The following is a 15,922-nucleotide window of genomic DNA, read 5'->3' as shown; positions in this document are numbered from 1 at the left end:
CCGGTTCGAACCGCGTTGACGCCGTTATCAGTTCTCCGATCGGCAACCTGGCGCGGGCGCAACCTGATCCGGTGGAGTAGTTCAAGCGCCCGCCGCTAGCTCGATCCGTGCCTTTGAGGGTGATCGACGCGGCGTTGATCACCTCGACCGCCAGCCGACGGCCGAGGTGACCATGCAGTTGGACAGGATAACCGGGATGCGTCGACGGAATTGAATAACTATCGATATCCCGCGAACTCGATCACGTCCCCGCTTGAAGCACAAAATCGCTACTCTTTTAGTCCGTTATTATTATTCGCCTCAACCATTCGCTTGAGCTCATCAAGCTCTTCCTTCAGTCTGCCCACCTCTTGCATCAGGCGCCGCTTCTCACTGACATCCTGCGGCATGTTTTCCGGATTGATGGTACTCGCCTCACCATAAATCATTCCGTTAGCGAATTCTTCGAGCCCATCAAGCATTCTGTTTGGATGCTTCTGCGCATATTCGATGTTTTTTATAAAAACCGCCAGATAATCATTCCAATAATCATCCTTCTGTGGAGTTGTGAATGACTCAAGCACACCAGCGTTGGTACCCGTTCGTTTCGCCCAGGTTACCAGGGCATTGGCCGAATCCGGGTAAAATCGCCAGCAATCCACCGGATAACGGTGAAACGGGCCATTGGACGGCACATTCAAGAAAAACAAACCCGCCGGCTTGAGCGTTCTCATCACTTCACTGAATACAAGCCAAAACATCTCCGAATGCTCGAAACAGGACGAACTCACAACCAAATCGACTGAAGACGTTTCGAATGGCAATACATAAGGATCATCCAGGATAACATCTACGCCTCGCCCTTCGACAAAATCAACGCCAATATAGTCGACGTTTGACGGCGCAACCTCTCTGAGTGATCCATTGACGTTCTGCGAACCGATCTCAACAAGCTTGACCGGCCCGAGTTGTGATACGTAGGTATCGAAGAAAATCTTGCCGTTTTCCATTGCGGATGGATGCATCCAGAACTCCCTCCATATGCGTGTCGAGCACCGAACAATTACCTGACGATGAATCACTACTGTCTTACCGACATCGACAGCCAGATCAGGGGACGTTAAACAGTTATCTTGACGACTCGGCGATCTGCCGATACCTCACACCAGAAAACTCTTAGCCTTCGCGATCCTGAACGGACGCGCACTGCGCATCCCGCACCTGCCGGCCCTGGACGTATCGCGGCGCTGGCGGTTCCAATCGTAGCGGAAATGCACGACCCTCGCGCGGCTTCAGGACAGATCTCTCGCGTCACCTACCACCCGCCGGAGTCGCCCCCGACATCGACGCCCTATCGATTCACAACCTGGTTCACCATGCGTGGGCATCGTCATGCGCCGATCAAGCACCCATCGATACCGATGATGCTGGAACGGGCCGAATAAGCTGTCGGACAGAGCGAAAGGCACGCCTTAATCAGCGTAGCGCATCGACGTCCAGGGGAATATTTCAAGAATGTAATAAATCGTACGCACGCCCCACGCTTCCGAATGTGTAGAAAACTTCGAATACACTCGATCCTGCTTCGCACTGCTAGGAACTAACGTAGTACTGCATAAGCAATGCGTGAATGATCTGGGCATACGAATAAATTGGAAAAACAACCAGGCCGAAAGAAAGGGCCGCGCACATGCCGGTTGCGGCAAGGCGGCGGCCCATTGCGCCACCGCCGGCCACGCCCGTCAGCGCCATGGCGAACAACGGCGCGAGCGGCACAAAGTAGCGCCCCTGGACACCTTCGACGACCGGAGCGTGCAACGGTGTCCATGTCAGATACAAGGAGCCGAAGATCATGCCAACGCACGTCAGGACGGACAGCAGCAGCAGCGATCGATCCATCACGGACCGTACCGCGACACCGGGAGCGAGCGCGGCAAAGGCCGCCGCGAATCCGAGCATCCATGCTGCGGCGACATAGTAGTCGCGCCCGAGATGCACGTTGAGCCATCCGAGGATACCGACGAAACTCTGACAGTAGAAACCGAGGTGTTCGCGCATCGTCGCAGCAGCGATACGCACAATGTCCGCTGGATTGCCGATCAGATAGGCAAGCTGTCCGCCGACCGAACGCGGCGGCGGCACGGGAGCCCATGCTGCCGCCCCGAATACCCACGACGCCGCCATCGCGATGGTTCCGATCGCGATACATGCCGTTACGCGGCGAAACAGCCCGAACCCGTGATCGTCAAAGCGAAGCCCGGGGCAGAACAGCAGCAGCAGCAGCCCCGCGTACGGTGGCCGTGCCGATATGGACAACACCAGCATTGCCCCGATACAGGCCAGCGACCGCGTGTCGACCCGCCGCGACGCTTCCGTCAAGTGCTCGAGATAGGTAGCTAGCAGGAAGATCGCGGGAAACACGAGTGTCTCCTGGCTGACGGACGAAAAGATCATCGAGGTCATTGGCAACAGCGCAATGACAAATACAGGGAAGGCTGTGGCACGTCCCATCCGGATCGCCCAGAAAGTCAATCCGGTACTTGCGATCAGGCCAAACAGACACGCCAGCATGTAGGTTCGCTGGATCGTGAGTCCAGTCCATCGTCCGATCCCGATTGCGACCGCCTGAGGAAAATAGGCATATGGCGGATAGATGGCCGTATTGGGAAATTCAGCCGGCCGCACCGCGCCGCTCCACCGAATCGACGCGGCCTGCTCGAGTAGCCGCCCATCCACTTTCGTACCCGGATGAAAAATGATCGGATTGAACAAGGTCGCGAATTCGATCGCACCTCCGTCGATTGCGCCGCCGGATGTTCCGGGATAGCGCTCACCCAGCCAATGTCCCTCCGAAACCTGGGTGGCGCGATAAAAATGATTGACGGCATCCGGTGTCTGAAACGGCGGCGTGATCACGATCAACAACAGCCCCGTAAACACGGCATAGCACACATATATCCATGCGAGCATGGCCGGCGTCACTCGCCGATTCATCCCTTCCATCGCGCTCATGAAGCTCCAATCGTGAAATCATTCGATCCCGGTTAGCCACTCACCCGTCCCCCATATCATAATGGCGACGCGTCTCGCGGTCGACAATCCGCCTCCCGACAACGCATGCTCATTGCCAAGATATCGTTCGCAAACACTACAATGCTTATTTCGATTTCCCGGCGGCCCATCTTCTGGAACACTGCAGCATGTCGACTTCATCCCACACGCCACGCATAGCCGTCGTCATTCCCTGCCATAACGAAGCGGCGGCCATTACCTCAGTCGTTCGCGACTTCTCGGCCAGTTTGCCGGGAGCCTCCGTTCTTGTGTTCGACAATAATTCGACCGACGGCACCGCGCAGATCGCCCGGGCAGCGGGCGCCGATGTCATTTCCGTCCCGCTGCAAGGCAAGGGGAATGTCGTCAGGCGGATGTTCGCCGATGTCGAGGCTGACGTCTATGTGATGGTCGACGGTGACGCGACCTACGACGCGTCGGTCGCCCCGATGCTGGTCAAGCAGTTGATCGACGACGGGCTCGACATGGTCGTCGGCACACGGGTGAGCAGCGAGCAGACGGCCTATCGCCGGGGCCATCGATTCGGCAACGTATTGCTGACGCAATGTGTTGCGTCGATCTTCGGCAAGACCTTCAAGGACATGCTGTCCGGTTACCGCGTGTTCTCTCGACGCTATGCCAAATCGTTTCCCGCGCATTCGTCAGGATTCGAGATCGAGACCGAGCTGACAGTCCACGCGCTGGGTATGCGCATGCCGGTCGCCGAAATCGAAACGCGCTACGGCTCTCGTCCCGACGGATCCACCAGCAAGCTGAGCACTTACCGGGACGGCCTCAGGATCCTTATGACGATCCTGAAGTTGTTCAAATCGGAAAAACCCTTCGCCTTCTTCTTCGCGGCCTTCGCCGCCTGCACGATACTCGCGGTCATTTTAAGCATTCCGGTATTCGAAACATTCATCGAGACAGGACTCGTCCCAAGAATACCAACCGTCATTTTCTGCTGCGGCCTGACGCTGTTCGGTGGTGTCCTGCTGACGTGCGGCATCGTGCTGGATACCGTTACACGCGGCAGAAACGAAATGAAGAGACTGTCGTACCTGGCCATTCCCCGACTCCCTCGTCCGCCGCTGCCATGACCGGAATTCACAGGCAAGCCGCATTCTTCGTAGTTGCAGGCGCGATCGGATTCGTTGTCGATGCTGGCGTCCTGTACATGATGCTGCGATTCGGCACCGGACCATACCTGGGGCGTGTGATCTCGTTTCTTTGCGCCGCGTTCACGACATGGCAGTTCAACCGCAGGGTAACCTTCTCGCGTTCACATGGACGCTCAGCGTGGCGCGAATGGTGCGAATATCTGCTCGCGATGGCGGTGGGTGGTACGTGCAACTATGCGGTCTACGTGCTGATCATCCGGCTCCTGCATGCGGGCACATTCGCGCCACTCATCGCAGTCGCAGGGGGCTCGTTAGCCGGAATGGCCATCAACTTCGCGAGCGCCAAGCTGTGGGTGTTCCGGCATGCGACCACGAAACGCCCCGACTGACCGAACTCGGATCACGAAAAGACTGTGACACGCGGCGGATACGCATAGTCGAACTCCGCAGCGCTGCCCGTCAGGCTCAGATTGGGGCTATAGCACGATTCACGCACCGCTTCCCCGACGACCAGATCGTCGATGAATTGCCACTGCCTGCGCGACGTATCGCGAAACGCGGCCCGCGGCACGATCAGGTTTCGCATGCCGGTCTCGATCATTCGCATCGACAGGTCGACATTCCATGCACGCGCCGGATCGAACCGCAATCCGCCGGCGGCACGCACGCGATCAACCCTCGCGACGACGCATGCAGCAGGAATCGACGATACGGCATGAGTCAGCACCTGCCAGCCAAAATAGCCGAAGTCTCCGACTCCATCACCGGGCAGCGCCGGAACAGCACGGCCGTGCGAGGTCATCACCTGTCCGGCCGCCCGCAAGGCGCCCGCCGCGTCGAACAGCACCGGCCCCGTCAGGCCGACACCAGGCTGCATCGCGTGACCAATCAACCAGCGCAGCCAGTTCCGCTCGATCGGCATCGCACGCGCATCGATGATGCAGACGATGTCGTGCCCCTCCAGCAGCCGCTCCATGTCGCAGGTTTCACGCACATCGGCGACTGAAACCGTCCGCGCCAGTTCGTCAGGCAGCGACAACGCAGCGTTTCGCTGCAGCAGCGTCACATGAACGTTCGTATAAGCGGTTTTCGATAGCAAATCCGACAGATACGTGGCCATATCCGCGTCCCGGCTGTCGTCCGGCAGGACCACGACATGGACGCGTGGCGCCGGCTCAGGGAGTGCATGGTCGATGCGAATGAACGGGAAATCGCGGGACGGCGGCACGATTGTCGCGTCCACTCCGGTCGCGGCAAGATGGTCGGTAACTGCCCGGACGTACGCGTCGACCGCGTATGGCTTTTCCGCGATGCTGACCGCCGTGCTCCCCTCGATCGTCCGCCAGTGGTACAGCACGTGTGGAATATGCACGATGTGCGAAGGAGCGACGACACGGGCACATCGCAACACGAGGTCGTGATCCTGGCTTCCCTCGAGTCCGCGGCGAAATCCCCCGACCGCTCGAACGATATTCGTGTCGAACACGCCGAAGTGCGAAAAGAAATTCTGCTGGACAATCAGCTCAGGATCCCAGTCGCCCTTGAAATAGGGCGTACTGCGCCGCCCTGCCTCCGAAATCTTGTCCTCGTCGCTATAGAACAGTTTCGCTTCAGGATATGCGTTGATGTAGCGCGCGACGATGGCAAGTGCGTGGCTCGGCAATACGTCGTCGTGGTCCAGCAACGCGATGAATTCCCCCGTCGCGAGATCCAGCGCGCTATTGCTCGCCTCGCAAATATGCCCGTTGCGCGCCCGGTATGCGACGCGGATGCGCGAATCGCGTGCGGCGTAACGCTGGAGGATGTCGCGGACATGCGGCTCCGGAGACGCATCGTCCGCAAGGCAAAGCTCCCAGCGAGGATAGATTTGCTCAAGTACCGACTCGATCATCTCGGCAAGCAACGACGCCGGCGTGTTGTACACCGGCACCACGATCGAAATCAGCGGAGACGCAGGCAGCCTCCTTGTCTCTGCCTCGAGTGTCGCGCGCTCTCGGGCTCCGCACGTGTCGTAGCTGGCGATCCACTTTTGATATCGCGCATCCCGTCGCAACACACGCACGATCTTGCGCACCGCGCCCTTGACCCCCTGCCGGCGCACGGCCGCCATGACCGTGGCCGCACGCCTGCTGATCGAAAGGCGCACGGATGCGATCCGGGCAAGCATTGCATTTCCCGCAGCACGCCTGCTCACCATGCCTCCGGACTGCACTCGCAATACCCGACGCGCGACCACCGCTGTCCGGCGCAGCGACAGCACTCCGTCGCCATCATCGTGCCGGCGCCTGCGGGATGGACTGATGCTGTGAAACGGCCTGCTCGATCAGGCGACCGAGTTCGCTCGCCTGATCGTCAAATTGCCGGATCCGGTCGGCGTACGGATTCCGATATCCGTCGAGACGCGAAGGATCGGCCAGCAGGCGGCCGATGGCCTTTTCAAGTGCCGGCCCCGTGTCGTCGAGCGGAATCACATCGCCGTTCTCGCCCGGAACGATATCCTCGCTCAAGCCGCCGGCGTCCGTCGCAATCACCCAGACGTTACGTATCAACGCCTCTCGCACGGACAGGCCGAAGCTCTCCATACATTGCGTCGGACAGAGCAATACATCGATTTCGTTGAAGAACGTGTCGATGCTTTCCTGCGTGTATGCCGGCACGATCTCCAGCTCCCCGGGAATCGACCAGTCGACCGGATCGATCGAGCGACGGCCGAGATTCAGCACATTGTCGACAACGCGAAGCCGGTAATTCGTATAGGGCAACTGCTTGAACGCAGCCTTGATCAGATGCGAACCCTTGATCGGCGTCTCTCCCCCGACATATCCGAACCTCACCACCCGCTCACCGGATGAGCGAGGGATGGCGCGCGACGCGGGCGCCATGATGCCATTCTTGTTGAGCGCGATCCGGGCCGGATCGAAGCCGTTCTCGATAAACAACTGCCTGAAGTACTCGCTCGGCACGAGCAGCAACGCAGCCCCTTCCAGGACATCGCGCAACCGCATCTGGCGATACCCGTTCAGCGCCGGATTGTCGACGCACGTCGCGCAGACGTTGATGTCTATCTTGCGCTGGTTGCAGAACCGATTTTCGCCCGTGATCATGAACTGCCGACCGCAGATCCACCATGCATCATGCAATGTCACGACATACGGAATGTCCTCGTCCTGACACACTTCGGCGATCTGGGCGCCGATGCCCTGGATGCTGTGCAGATGCACGGCATCGGGCCGTATCGCGCGCACGGCTTCCCTGAACGGTGCCAAGGAATGCGGATTCTCGAATCCGAACGACGGATCGCTCTCGCCCGGCAGCCCCATCGCAAATACGCCGCCCGCCGTCGCATCGTAGCGCTTCAGCTTGTAGGCCGGCACGTCGCTGGTGGGCAGTGACGAAAACATGAAATACTCGAGTGCACCGCTTCGATTCAGACGCCGCGCCATTTCCTCCGCCACGACCGTCGCACCACCGAAGCGCCGCGGTTCGAAATAGATGTTGACGCCAAGTACTCGCAACTTGCGCTGTGGCGCCCGATAACCGGCCAGTAAAGGCTGCACTTGATGTCGCCCGATCGGCTCGGGAGCATAATCGTCGTGCACGTGCTGGAACGCTCGTTCGGCCATCCGCTCGCGCACCGCCCGATCGTCGATCAATGCGAGCAATGCTCGCTCCCAGGCAGCCGAATCCGCCGCCAGGAAACCCGTGTCGCCGTCCACGATTGCCGTACGGAACGCTGCGCTGGGCGAGCAGACGGACGGCAGCTTGATACTTGCCGCCTCGAGATACTTGATGTTCGATTTGGCGTCGTTGAAAACGTTGTCTTCAAGCGGCGCGATGCTGATGTCCGACTCCGCCAGCCGTTTCAGATACGTTACGTAGTTCGACAGCGGCAACCGTTCGACTTGAGCCATGACGTCGCTGAAATCGTCCGGCAAGTTGAGTTCGCCGAGGATACGCAGGCGGACGTTCGGCCTGGCTGCCAGCACACGCTTGATCGCGGCGGCGGCCTCGCGAAAATCGGCGTCGTGCGTTTTGGTCCCGGAACCGTACGCGATCCGCACCAGCCCATCATCCTTTTTCGGTGTGTTCGCGATGGCGGTCGCAACGCGGATCGTCTCTTCGTCGAGCGCGTTTTCGATCACGTACACCTTGGGCACCCCGGCTTCCCGCATTGCGTCCGCAAGACCCGACGTCGACGCGATACCGTAGTCGCACGCGAGCATCGCCGCGCGATAGAGCGGCACTCCCGCCAGCACGCCCTTGCGGGTTTCCGCATCGACCTTGTCGAGATTCGAGTTATGCAGATACTTCTCCGCATCGAAAATCAGGTCGTCGACTTCCCAGAACGTCGTCAACCCGAGCGCCTTCGCCTCGGCAATCAGTTCGAGCGGCCCCGGAAAACCCGGGACGCGGTAGAAAATCGCAATCGAATGCGTCTGCAGCAGACTCTTCGCATTGTCGATATCGCTCCAACTGACGACCGAGCAATCAAAGCCCAGCGCCTCGATCATCCTCTGTTTTTGCGTGACGCGATATTTGAGGCATTGAGGAATGCTCATCTCCGCGATGAGCAGCACCCGCAATGCCAGATTGCCTTGCGCAGGACGAGCAGGCGGCAGATCGAACAACGGAGTCGAATGCATGCCGGGTACGGCGGCCAGCAGCGCGCGCAGGCCATGCTCCTTTCGCGCACCGACGATTTTTTGCAGTGTCGCGGCGACGCCCCGCGTCCGGACGGACGTACCCACGATTGCCGACAGGTTCTTCACCTTCGACACCACTCTACGGGGGCCGCGCATGGATCCGACGGCAGCCCGCATCGGTCCCGTGATGCGCCAGGACGTCGAGCCGCGCAATGCGTTGACCTCTGCTCGAGCCTGCCGCAACTGCTCGTTTGCAAGATACGCGCTACGCGCTTCGGATTTCAGTCGACGTGTCAGCACGTCGAGCCGCGTACGCTGCTTGTCGACCGCCGCCTGCAATATACCGATTGCGGCGGCGCCGCGAACCGGAACACCCTGGTCCACGCCGACGCGCACCATGCCTGCACGTTCATTCTGGCCGAATCGCTGCATGACCGCATCGCCCAGATGCGCGTAGAGGCCGGCAATATACTCGGCACGCGCGCCTGATTCGAACAACGGGCGCAGCCGGACAGGATAACGTTCGCCGACAGCGACAACGCCGAGCCCCGATCCGTGTGCGAATTCGAACGACGGATAGCGGGTCCGCAACACGGCCCAGAGATCGCGCATGCCATTGCCAGCGTCCCGCTGCGTGCCATGGAGCAGCACGATCCCGTCCGGCGCGAGCTTGGGCAGCCATGCGTCGAAAATCCGACGGACGTCACCGTCCTCGGGCGCATGATCGATATGAAGCAATCCTATCGTCTCATCGGCAACGCTCGCGCACGCGTCATCCAGTGTCGAGCACGCAAGTGTCGAAAACGTCGCGTAATGCCGCGCATGATGCGCGTGCAGATCCTGGCGCTCGGACGCCTCACGCGCAGCCGGCAACGCGCCGTCACGCAGTTCACCAAACGCGCTGCAGCGAGCGGACAATCCGAGATCGCGAATGGCCTGGCACCAAACCGAATAGCCGAAGCCATCGCGCATCCCCCACTCGACGACGACAGCAGGCCGTACCGCGTCAATCAGCCAGAAGCCGAACGGCGCATGCACCCGCCACGCCGATGCAATCGTGAGCTCCGGCCACCAGAGCGAAACCGGCGAAATGGGCAGATCACTGCAGCCATCCGCATCGAGTCGAGTATTTCCCAGATTCATTGCATCCATCTCAAGCAGAACGCGGTGCGCGGCAACCATCTTGCCCTCACCACGACAATCAGACGCCGACTTGCGCCTCGTATGCCGACACGACTTCTTCCACCGCACCGAATGCCCGCACCCGACCACGCTCCATCCAGAGTGCCTTATTGCAGACACGGCGGATTTCATGATTCGAATGCATCGCCAGCACGACGATTTCGGCCCGGCTATGCAGATCCGCGAGCCGCTGCTCAGCCTTATGCATGAAAGCCGCATCGCCGACACCCATCACTTCGTCGAGCAGCAGGATCTCGGCATCGACCGCCGTCGAGACGGCAAACGCGAGACGCACACGCATACCGCTCGAATACGTCCGAATCGGCAGGTCCAGGTAGTCGCCAAGCTCGCAGAAGTCGGCAATCTCCTGTTGCTTCTCACGAATCTCCGCGTCGCTCATTCCCAGCAGCAGACCGCGCAGCCGGATGTTCTGGAGTCCCGTAGAGTTTTCATCCATCCCGAGACTGATGTCGAGTAGAGGAACCACCTTGCCGCTGCGGGCCACCGTGCCCGCCGTCGGAGGGTAGATGCCGGCCATCGTTCTCAGTAGCGTCGATTTGCCGGCACCGTTGTGGCCGATCAGGCCGATCCGGTCACCGCTCTCGAGGCGCAAATCGATGTTGTCGAGCGCACGCACGACAATCACGCCGTCGTTGTCTTCCGCGATCGTGTTGCGGCGCCCCATGCGCAGAACCTGACGTTTCAGCGAGCGTCCCTGCACATCGTAGATGGGCAGATCCAGCGTCGCCCCTTTCAGTTCGATAAAAGCCATTTGGCGACCTCACACCCAATACGGAATACGTTTCAGAAACCGGCCGGTCAGCGTCAGCGCAATGGGCCATCCGATCAGCGCCATTCCAATCGTCACGCCCCACGTCAACGGTGGAGAAATCTGGCCGATCAGCGGATCGCGGACGATGTCCAAAAGATAGGCCAGCGGATTCCATTCGACGATGAACGAATACCGGTTCAGGGACGACGGGCGGTAGATGATCGGAGTCACATAGAAGGCGACCTGAATCAACGCACCGATGATCTGCGGCAAGTCGCGGAAGCGCGCGGACAGCAGACCCGCAATCATCGCGATCCAGATGGCATTCAGCATGTAGACGATCAGCCCCGGGATCACGAACAGCAGCGCCTCCCAGTTCTTCACGCCGAAGATGACCAGCAGCAGCAGCACGATCACGAAGTTGTGCGCGAGCACGATCAGGTTGCGCCACGCGACCTGCAGGATATAGATCAGCTTCGGCGTAGCGGCCTGCCGGATGTAGGTGCCGCTGTTGATATACGCGACGCTGCCCTCGAGAATCGTCTGCGAAAATACGCCCCACATCACGAGGCTGCTCGCCAGAAACGGCAGGTAGTCGCTCATCTTCTGTCCGAACAGCGTGCCATACACGACGCCGATCGAACCGATGACCACACCCATGCTGATCGTGAGCCAGAACGGCCCGACGCGTGACCGCGCATAACGCTGACGGACCTCCAGCCAACCCAACAATGTCCAGAGCCGCCAGGACACGACGCTCTGCTTGAGGTCACCGAATGCGAGATTAAACATGCGAGATTTTTGAATCTGTCAGAATAGGTTGGAAATAGAGGGACAGTCCGTACGATACGGTTATCGGGCACCAGTCCGGCCGATTGCGCCATGCCAGAGCCCGAGCAGGGACATCCGCAGATGGTCGAGTCGCGGCGTCATGAAGATGGCATAGATCGCGAGCCTGACCGGCAACTTGACGAACTCGGTCGATTTCCACGTCAACGGAACATACCGGCGCTTGAACAGCGCAATCGCGTTACGGAACATGTAATAGTGGCGCAATGCGTTGTGCCCCGGGTACTTTCGTCCGAATACGCGAACGGGTTCACCGCCCAGTTCGTGGGAAAGCCGGAAGGCGGGGACGCCCAGCACCGCATACCCCTTCGCTCGCGCCCTGATGCACCACTCCAAGTCGACGAAGTCGATGAACAGTCCCTCGTCCATCGGCCCGATTTCCCGCCAAGCGCCCAGATTCAGGCACGAACCGGAGCTGATCAGGAAGTCCACGTCCACAGGACGGGTTCCCGTCGGCGGTACCCGCTTGAGCTTGAAATAGCCGAATCGCACGAATGGCACGACGCCTCCCAGGCGACGGTCGTCGTAGGCCGGGCCGGCCAGCGCGACGCGCGTGCCGTTAGACAGCTCGCATGCGAGCACCTCCGGCAATCCGCGCAGGAGTTCGCTCTCCGGTTCGCTATCCTGGTCGAACAGCATCGCGAATTCGCACCCCAGTTCGATCAGGCGCTCGACCCCCTGGTTGAACGCCTCGCCAACCCCCCGATTCTCACCGTTCGCGATATAGATCGCGCTCGGGTCGAGCCCTAATGACGCGGCAGACACGGCGCGCTCGGTGTTGTCGACCACCACGCACGGCCCGAATCCGCACAGGCGATTCGCACGGACCACGCAGTCCGCATCCGGTCGATAAAAAACGACAACGTAGCCAGTCGTTCCGCGCGGTGCGGAAGCGTTAGTCATTCAGGCATCCAGGCAAAGCTTGAGCGCATCGTCCCATGCAGGCATGCGCAGTCCGAACGTCTGCATGAGCTTTTCGCCCGACATGCGGGAATTCGCGGGCCGCTTCGCCGGTACCGGGTATTCGCTCGCCGGAATCGGCACCGTTCGCGGCGCCTTGTCACCCAGCGACAAACGGAAAATCTCTTCCGCGAAGCCGTGCCAGGACGTTTCACCGCCTGCGGCGAAGTGGTAGATACCGGAGCGCTCACGCCACCATTCGGGCGAATCGGCCGCCAGCCCCTGCGCAACGACGTGTGCCGTGACGGTCGCGATTGAGTTCGACCACGTGGGTGCGCCGATCTGGTCCGCGACGATTTTCAATTCCGGCCTCTCACTGCCGAGCTTCAGCATCGTGAGCAGGAAATTCTTGCCGCGCCGGCCGTAAACCCAGCTCGTCCGCAAGATCAGATGCGCACACCCGGTCGCAGCGATCGCCTGTTCGCCCTCGAGCTTGGTCAGACCATAGACGTTCTGCGGATTGGTCGCATCCGTTTCGACATAGGCACCCTCTTTGGTGCCGTCGAACACGTAGTCCGTCGAATAATGAACCAGCGCCGCGCCGATGCGCGCCGCTTCCTCCGCAAACGCGCGCGGCACATCGGCGTTCAGCCGACGCGCGGCATCGACGTCCGTCTCCGCCTTGTCGACCGCCGTATACGCGGCCGGATTCACGATGATCGACGGCTTGAGGTCGCGAACGATGCCGCGCACCCGATCGAGATCGGACAGATCAAGCATCGAACGGTCGCATGCCACCACGCGCCCCAGGCCTTGCAGCGAGCGCAGCAGTTCGAACCCGACCTGCCCGTTCACACCCGTCACGAGAATCGTCGGTTCAGGTTTCACACCCACCTCACGCATAGACTTCGGCTTCGCTCAAACGCTTGCCGGCCGCATCCTTCGCAGCCAGCAGCGGTTCGAAATCGATCGGCCACTCGATCCCGATTTCGGGATCGTTCCAGACGATGCTCCGCTCGTGCTCGGGGAACCAGTAGTCGGTCGTCTTGTAGAGGAACTGCGCGGCCTCCGACAACACGACGAACCCGTGCGCAAAGCCGGGCGGCACCCACAGTTGCCTGTGATTGTCGTTCGACAGCACCACACCGACCCACTTGCCGAAGTTCGGCGAGTGCTTGCGAATATCGACCGCGACGTCGAACACCTCGCCCTCGACGACGCGCACGAGCTTCCCCTGCGCGTGCTGGATCTGGTAATGCAGCCCGCGCAACACGCCCTTCGACGAGCGCGAATGGTTGTCCTGCACGAATTCGATGCCGGGTTCGACCTGCTCGGCGAATTCCTTCCCGTTGAAACTTTCGTAGAAGAACCCGCGCGCGTCGCCGAACACCTTCGGCTCGATGATCTTGACTTCGGGCAGCGCCGTCGCCGTTACTTGGATGGCCATGCGACTTGATCCGTGAGAATGTTCTTGAGGTACTGCCCGTACGCGTTCTTCGAGAGCGGCTGTGCCAGCTTCAGCACCTGCTCCGCGTCGATCCAGTTCCGGCGATAGGCAATCTCTTCCGGGCACGCGACCACTAGACCCTGCCGCTTCTGCAGCGTCGCGATGAAGCTGGCCGCCTCGATCAGCGAATCGTGCGTGCCGGTATCGAGCCATGCATAGCCGCGCCCCATGATCTCGACATTGAGCGCACCGTCCTTCAGATACCGCGAATTGACGTCGGTGATTTCCAGCTCGCCGCGCGGCGACGGCTTGATGTCGGCCGCGATGTCGCACACCCGGTTGTCGTAGAAATACAGGCCGGTCACCGCGTAGTTCGAACGCGGCTGCGCCGGTTTCTCTTCGATCGACAGCGCGCGGAACGACTTGTCGAACTCGACGACGCCATAACGCTCCGGATCGTGCACGTGATACGCGAACACCGTCGCGCCGGCTTCCTGCGCGTGCGCACGCTCGAGCTGCTTCGCGAGATCGTGGCCGTAGAAGATGTTGTCGCCGAGGATCAGCGCCGACGGATCGTTGCCGACGAATTCCTTGCCGATGATGAACGCCTGCGCGAGGCCGTCTGGCGACGGCTGCACCGCGTACTGGATGTTCATGCCCCACTGGCTGCCGTCGCCGAGCATCGACTCGAAGCGCGGCGTATCCTGCGGTGTCGAGATGATCAGCACATCGCGAATGCCCGCGACCATCAGCGTGGACAGCGGGTAGTAGATCATCGGCTTGTCGTACACCGGCAGCAGCTGCTTCGAGACGACGTGCGTGATCGGATACAGCCGCGTGCCCGAACCGCCCGCGAGAATGATGCCTTTACGTGCCATCGCGAGTCTCCTCAAGCGCGTTTCGCGTAGTTGGTTTCGACCCACTTGCGGTACTCGCCCGACGCGACTTCGTCGGCCCAGACCTGATTGTCGAGATACCAGTCGACGGTCTTCGCGAGGCCGGTCTCGAACGTTTCCGCGGGCTTCCAGCCAAGTTCGCGCTCAAGCTTGCGCGCATCGATCGCATAGCGGCGATCGTGGCCCGGGCGATCCGTCACATAGGTGATCTGGTCGCGATACGAACCGGCCGCCTTCGGGCGCGCCTTGTCGAGCAGGTCGCACAGCGTATGCACGACCTCGAGGTTCTTCTTTTCGTTCCAGCCGCCGACGTTGTACGTCTCGCCCGGCACGCCGCGCGCGAGCACTTCACGAATCGCGCTGCAGTGGTCGCCGACATACAGCCAGTCGCGCACGTTCTGGCCGTCGCCGTACACGGGCAGCGGCTTGCCGGCGAGCGCATTCGCGATCATCAGCGGGATCAGCTTCTCGGGGAACTGGTACGGGCCGTAGTTGTTCGAACAGTTCGTCGTCAGCGTCGGCAGGCCGTACGTGTGATGATAGGCGCGCACCAGATGGTCCGAGCCTGCCTTCGTTGCCGAATAGGGGCTGTTCGGCGCATAGGGCGTCGTCTCGGAAAACTGCGGATCGGTCGCCGACAGCGAGCCGAACACCTCGTCGGTCGACACGTGCAGGAACCGGAATGCCGCCTTGTCGGCGTCGTTCAGGCCGTTCCAGTATTGGCGGGTCGCCTCCAGCAGCGTGAACGTGCCGACGACGTTGGTCTGCACGAAATCGGCCGGGCCGTGGATCGAGCGGTCGACGTGGCTTTCGGCTGCGAAGTGCAGCACCGCGCGCGGCTTGTGCTCGGCGAACAGTGCGTCGAGCGCGGTACGATCGCAGATGTCGACGCGTGCGAACACATGGTTCGGATTTCCGTCCAGCGACTGCAGCGTACGGAGGTTGCCTGCATAAGTCAGCTTGTCGACATTGAGCACTGCCTCGTCGGAATCGCGCAGCCAGTCGAGTACAAAGTTGGCACCGATAAACCCTGCGCCGCCCGTAACCAGAATCATGAGGTTCCCTCTCGTAGTGCGCGGCCC

The 15,922-nt window shown here is 60.7% G+C and carries 13 protein-coding genes; 2 read left to right on the top strand and 11 right to left on the bottom strand.

What is annotated here, in order from left to right:
- Nucleotides 1-269: 269 nt before the first annotated feature.
- Both U4Y91_RS12635 and U4Y91_RS12630 read right to left on the bottom strand, forming a co-directional pair.
- The gene (locus U4Y91_RS12635; protein WP_321805327.1) at nt 270-1,004 is read right to left on the bottom strand and encodes a methyltransferase domain-containing protein; all 735 of its coding nucleotides are present in this window, start codon (nt 1,002-1,004) and stop codon (nt 270-272) included.
- Between the two features lie 568 nt (nt 1,005-1,572).
- Entirely contained in the window at nt 1,573-2,991 is a 1,419-nt protein-coding gene (locus U4Y91_RS12630) for a DUF2142 domain-containing protein (RefSeq protein ID WP_321805326.1), read from the bottom strand.
- A 188-nt stretch (nt 2,992-3,179) separates the two neighbouring features.
- On the opposite strand from U4Y91_RS12630, the gene U4Y91_RS12625 reads away from it, so the two are divergent.
- A complete protein-coding gene (locus tag U4Y91_RS12625; RefSeq protein WP_321805325.1) occupies nt 3,180-4,130 on the top strand; it encodes a glycosyltransferase family 2 protein in 951 nt (316 codons plus the stop codon).
- Nucleotides 4,127-4,540: a GtrA family protein gene (locus U4Y91_RS12620; protein ID WP_321805324.1), complete on the top strand. Its 414-nt coding sequence runs from the start codon at nt 4,127-4,129 to the stop codon at nt 4,538-4,540. Before U4Y91_RS12625 ends, U4Y91_RS12620 begins: the two co-directional genes overlap by 4 nt.
- 11 nt (nt 4,541-4,551) lie before the next feature.
- Here the strand turns inward: U4Y91_RS12620 and U4Y91_RS12615 are convergent, their stop codons facing one another.
- From U4Y91_RS12615 to rfbB, 9 genes are all read right to left on the bottom strand, one after another.
- Nucleotides 4,552-6,318 (bottom strand): glycosyltransferase, encoded by a 1,767-nt coding sequence (locus U4Y91_RS12615; RefSeq protein WP_321805323.1) that lies wholly within the window; start codon nt 6,316-6,318, stop codon nt 4,552-4,554.
- A 103-nt stretch (nt 6,319-6,421) separates the two neighbouring features.
- Entirely contained in the window at nt 6,422-9,976 is a 3,555-nt protein-coding gene (locus tag U4Y91_RS12610) for a glycosyltransferase (protein WP_321805322.1), read from the bottom strand.
- Between the two features lie 19 nt (nt 9,977-9,995).
- The gene (locus U4Y91_RS12605; RefSeq protein ID WP_321805321.1) at nt 9,996-10,748 is read right to left on the bottom strand and encodes an ABC transporter ATP-binding protein; all 753 of its coding nucleotides are present in this window, start codon (nt 10,746-10,748) and stop codon (nt 9,996-9,998) included.
- Nucleotides 10,749-10,757: 9 nt separating this feature from the next.
- Entirely contained in the window at nt 10,758-11,540 is a 783-nt protein-coding gene (locus U4Y91_RS12600; protein WP_200097096.1) for an ABC transporter permease, read from the bottom strand.
- A gap of 60 nt (nt 11,541-11,600) precedes the next feature.
- The gene (locus U4Y91_RS12595; RefSeq protein ID WP_321805320.1) at nt 11,601-12,500 is read right to left on the bottom strand and encodes a glycosyltransferase family 2 protein; all 900 of its coding nucleotides are present in this window, start codon (nt 12,498-12,500) and stop codon (nt 11,601-11,603) included.
- Nucleotides 12,501-13,400, bottom strand: a complete 900-nt coding sequence (gene rfbD, locus U4Y91_RS12590; protein WP_321805319.1) for a dTDP-4-dehydrorhamnose reductase — start codon at nt 13,398-13,400, stop codon at nt 12,501-12,503. It abuts the gene before it with no gap.
- Nucleotides 13,393-13,944, bottom strand: coding sequence for a dTDP-4-dehydrorhamnose 3,5-epimerase (gene rfbC, locus U4Y91_RS12585; RefSeq protein ID WP_321805318.1), 552 nt, complete (start codon nt 13,942-13,944; stop codon nt 13,393-13,395). Before rfbC ends, rfbD begins: the two co-directional genes overlap by 8 nt.
- Nucleotides 13,929-14,822, bottom strand: coding sequence for a glucose-1-phosphate thymidylyltransferase RfbA (gene rfbA / locus U4Y91_RS12580; RefSeq protein WP_044846287.1), 894 nt, complete (start codon nt 14,820-14,822; stop codon nt 13,929-13,931). Before rfbA ends, rfbC begins: the two co-directional genes overlap by 16 nt.
- 11 nt (nt 14,823-14,833) lie before the next feature.
- Nucleotides 14,834-15,895 (bottom strand): dTDP-glucose 4,6-dehydratase, encoded by a 1,062-nt coding sequence (gene rfbB / locus U4Y91_RS12575; protein WP_321797048.1) that lies wholly within the window; start codon nt 15,893-15,895, stop codon nt 14,834-14,836.
- Between the last annotated feature and the right edge of the window lie 27 nt (nt 15,896-15,922).

The sequence above is a fragment of the Burkholderia sp. BCC1993 genome (assembly GCF_905339865.1).
GTDB lineage: Bacteria > Pseudomonadota > Gammaproteobacteria > Burkholderiales > Burkholderiaceae > Burkholderia.
The sequence above is the reverse complement of the archived record's forward strand: the minus strand, read 5'-3'. Positions and strand labels throughout refer to the sequence as shown.

Excerpts from the sequence above, each read along its gene's own strand:
- U4Y91_RS12630 (WP_321805326.1), bottom strand. The coding sequence starts at position 2,991 with ATGAGCGCGATGGAAGGGATGAATCGGCGAGTGACGCCGGCCATGCTC.
- U4Y91_RS12635 (WP_321805327.1), bottom strand. The coding sequence starts at position 1,004 with ATGCATCCATCCGCAATGGAAAACGGCAAGATTTTCTTCGATACCTAC.
- rfbD (WP_321805319.1), bottom strand. The coding sequence starts at position 13,400 with ATGCGTGAGGTGGGTGTGAAACCTGAACCGACGATTCTCGTGACGGGT.
- U4Y91_RS12620 (WP_321805324.1), top strand. The coding sequence starts at position 4,127 with ATGACCGGAATTCACAGGCAAGCCGCATTCTTCGTAGTTGCAGGCGCG.
- U4Y91_RS12595 (WP_321805320.1), bottom strand. The coding sequence starts at position 12,500 with ATGACTAACGCTTCCGCACCGCGCGGAACGACTGGCTACGTTGTCGTT.
- rfbB (WP_321797048.1), bottom strand. The coding sequence starts at position 15,895 with ATGATTCTGGTTACGGGCGGCGCAGGGTTTATCGGTGCCAACTTTGTA.
- U4Y91_RS12625 (WP_321805325.1), top strand. The coding sequence starts at position 3,180 with ATGTCGACTTCATCCCACACGCCACGCATAGCCGTCGTCATTCCCTGC.
- U4Y91_RS12600 (WP_200097096.1), bottom strand. The coding sequence starts at position 11,540 with ATGTTTAATCTCGCATTCGGTGACCTCAAGCAGAGCGTCGTGTCCTGG.
- U4Y91_RS12615 (WP_321805323.1), bottom strand. The coding sequence starts at position 6,318 with ATGCTTGCCCGGATCGCATCCGTGCGCCTTTCGATCAGCAGGCGTGCG.
- U4Y91_RS12605 (WP_321805321.1), bottom strand. The coding sequence starts at position 10,748 with ATGGCTTTTATCGAACTGAAAGGGGCGACGCTGGATCTGCCCATCTAC.
- rfbC (WP_321805318.1), bottom strand. The coding sequence starts at position 13,944 with ATGGCCATCCAAGTAACGGCGACGGCGCTGCCCGAAGTCAAGATCATC.
- rfbA (WP_044846287.1), bottom strand. The coding sequence starts at position 14,822 with ATGGCACGTAAAGGCATCATTCTCGCGGGCGGTTCGGGCACGCGGCTG.
- U4Y91_RS12610 (WP_321805322.1), bottom strand. The coding sequence starts at position 9,976 with ATGGTTGCCGCGCACCGCGTTCTGCTTGAGATGGATGCAATGAATCTG.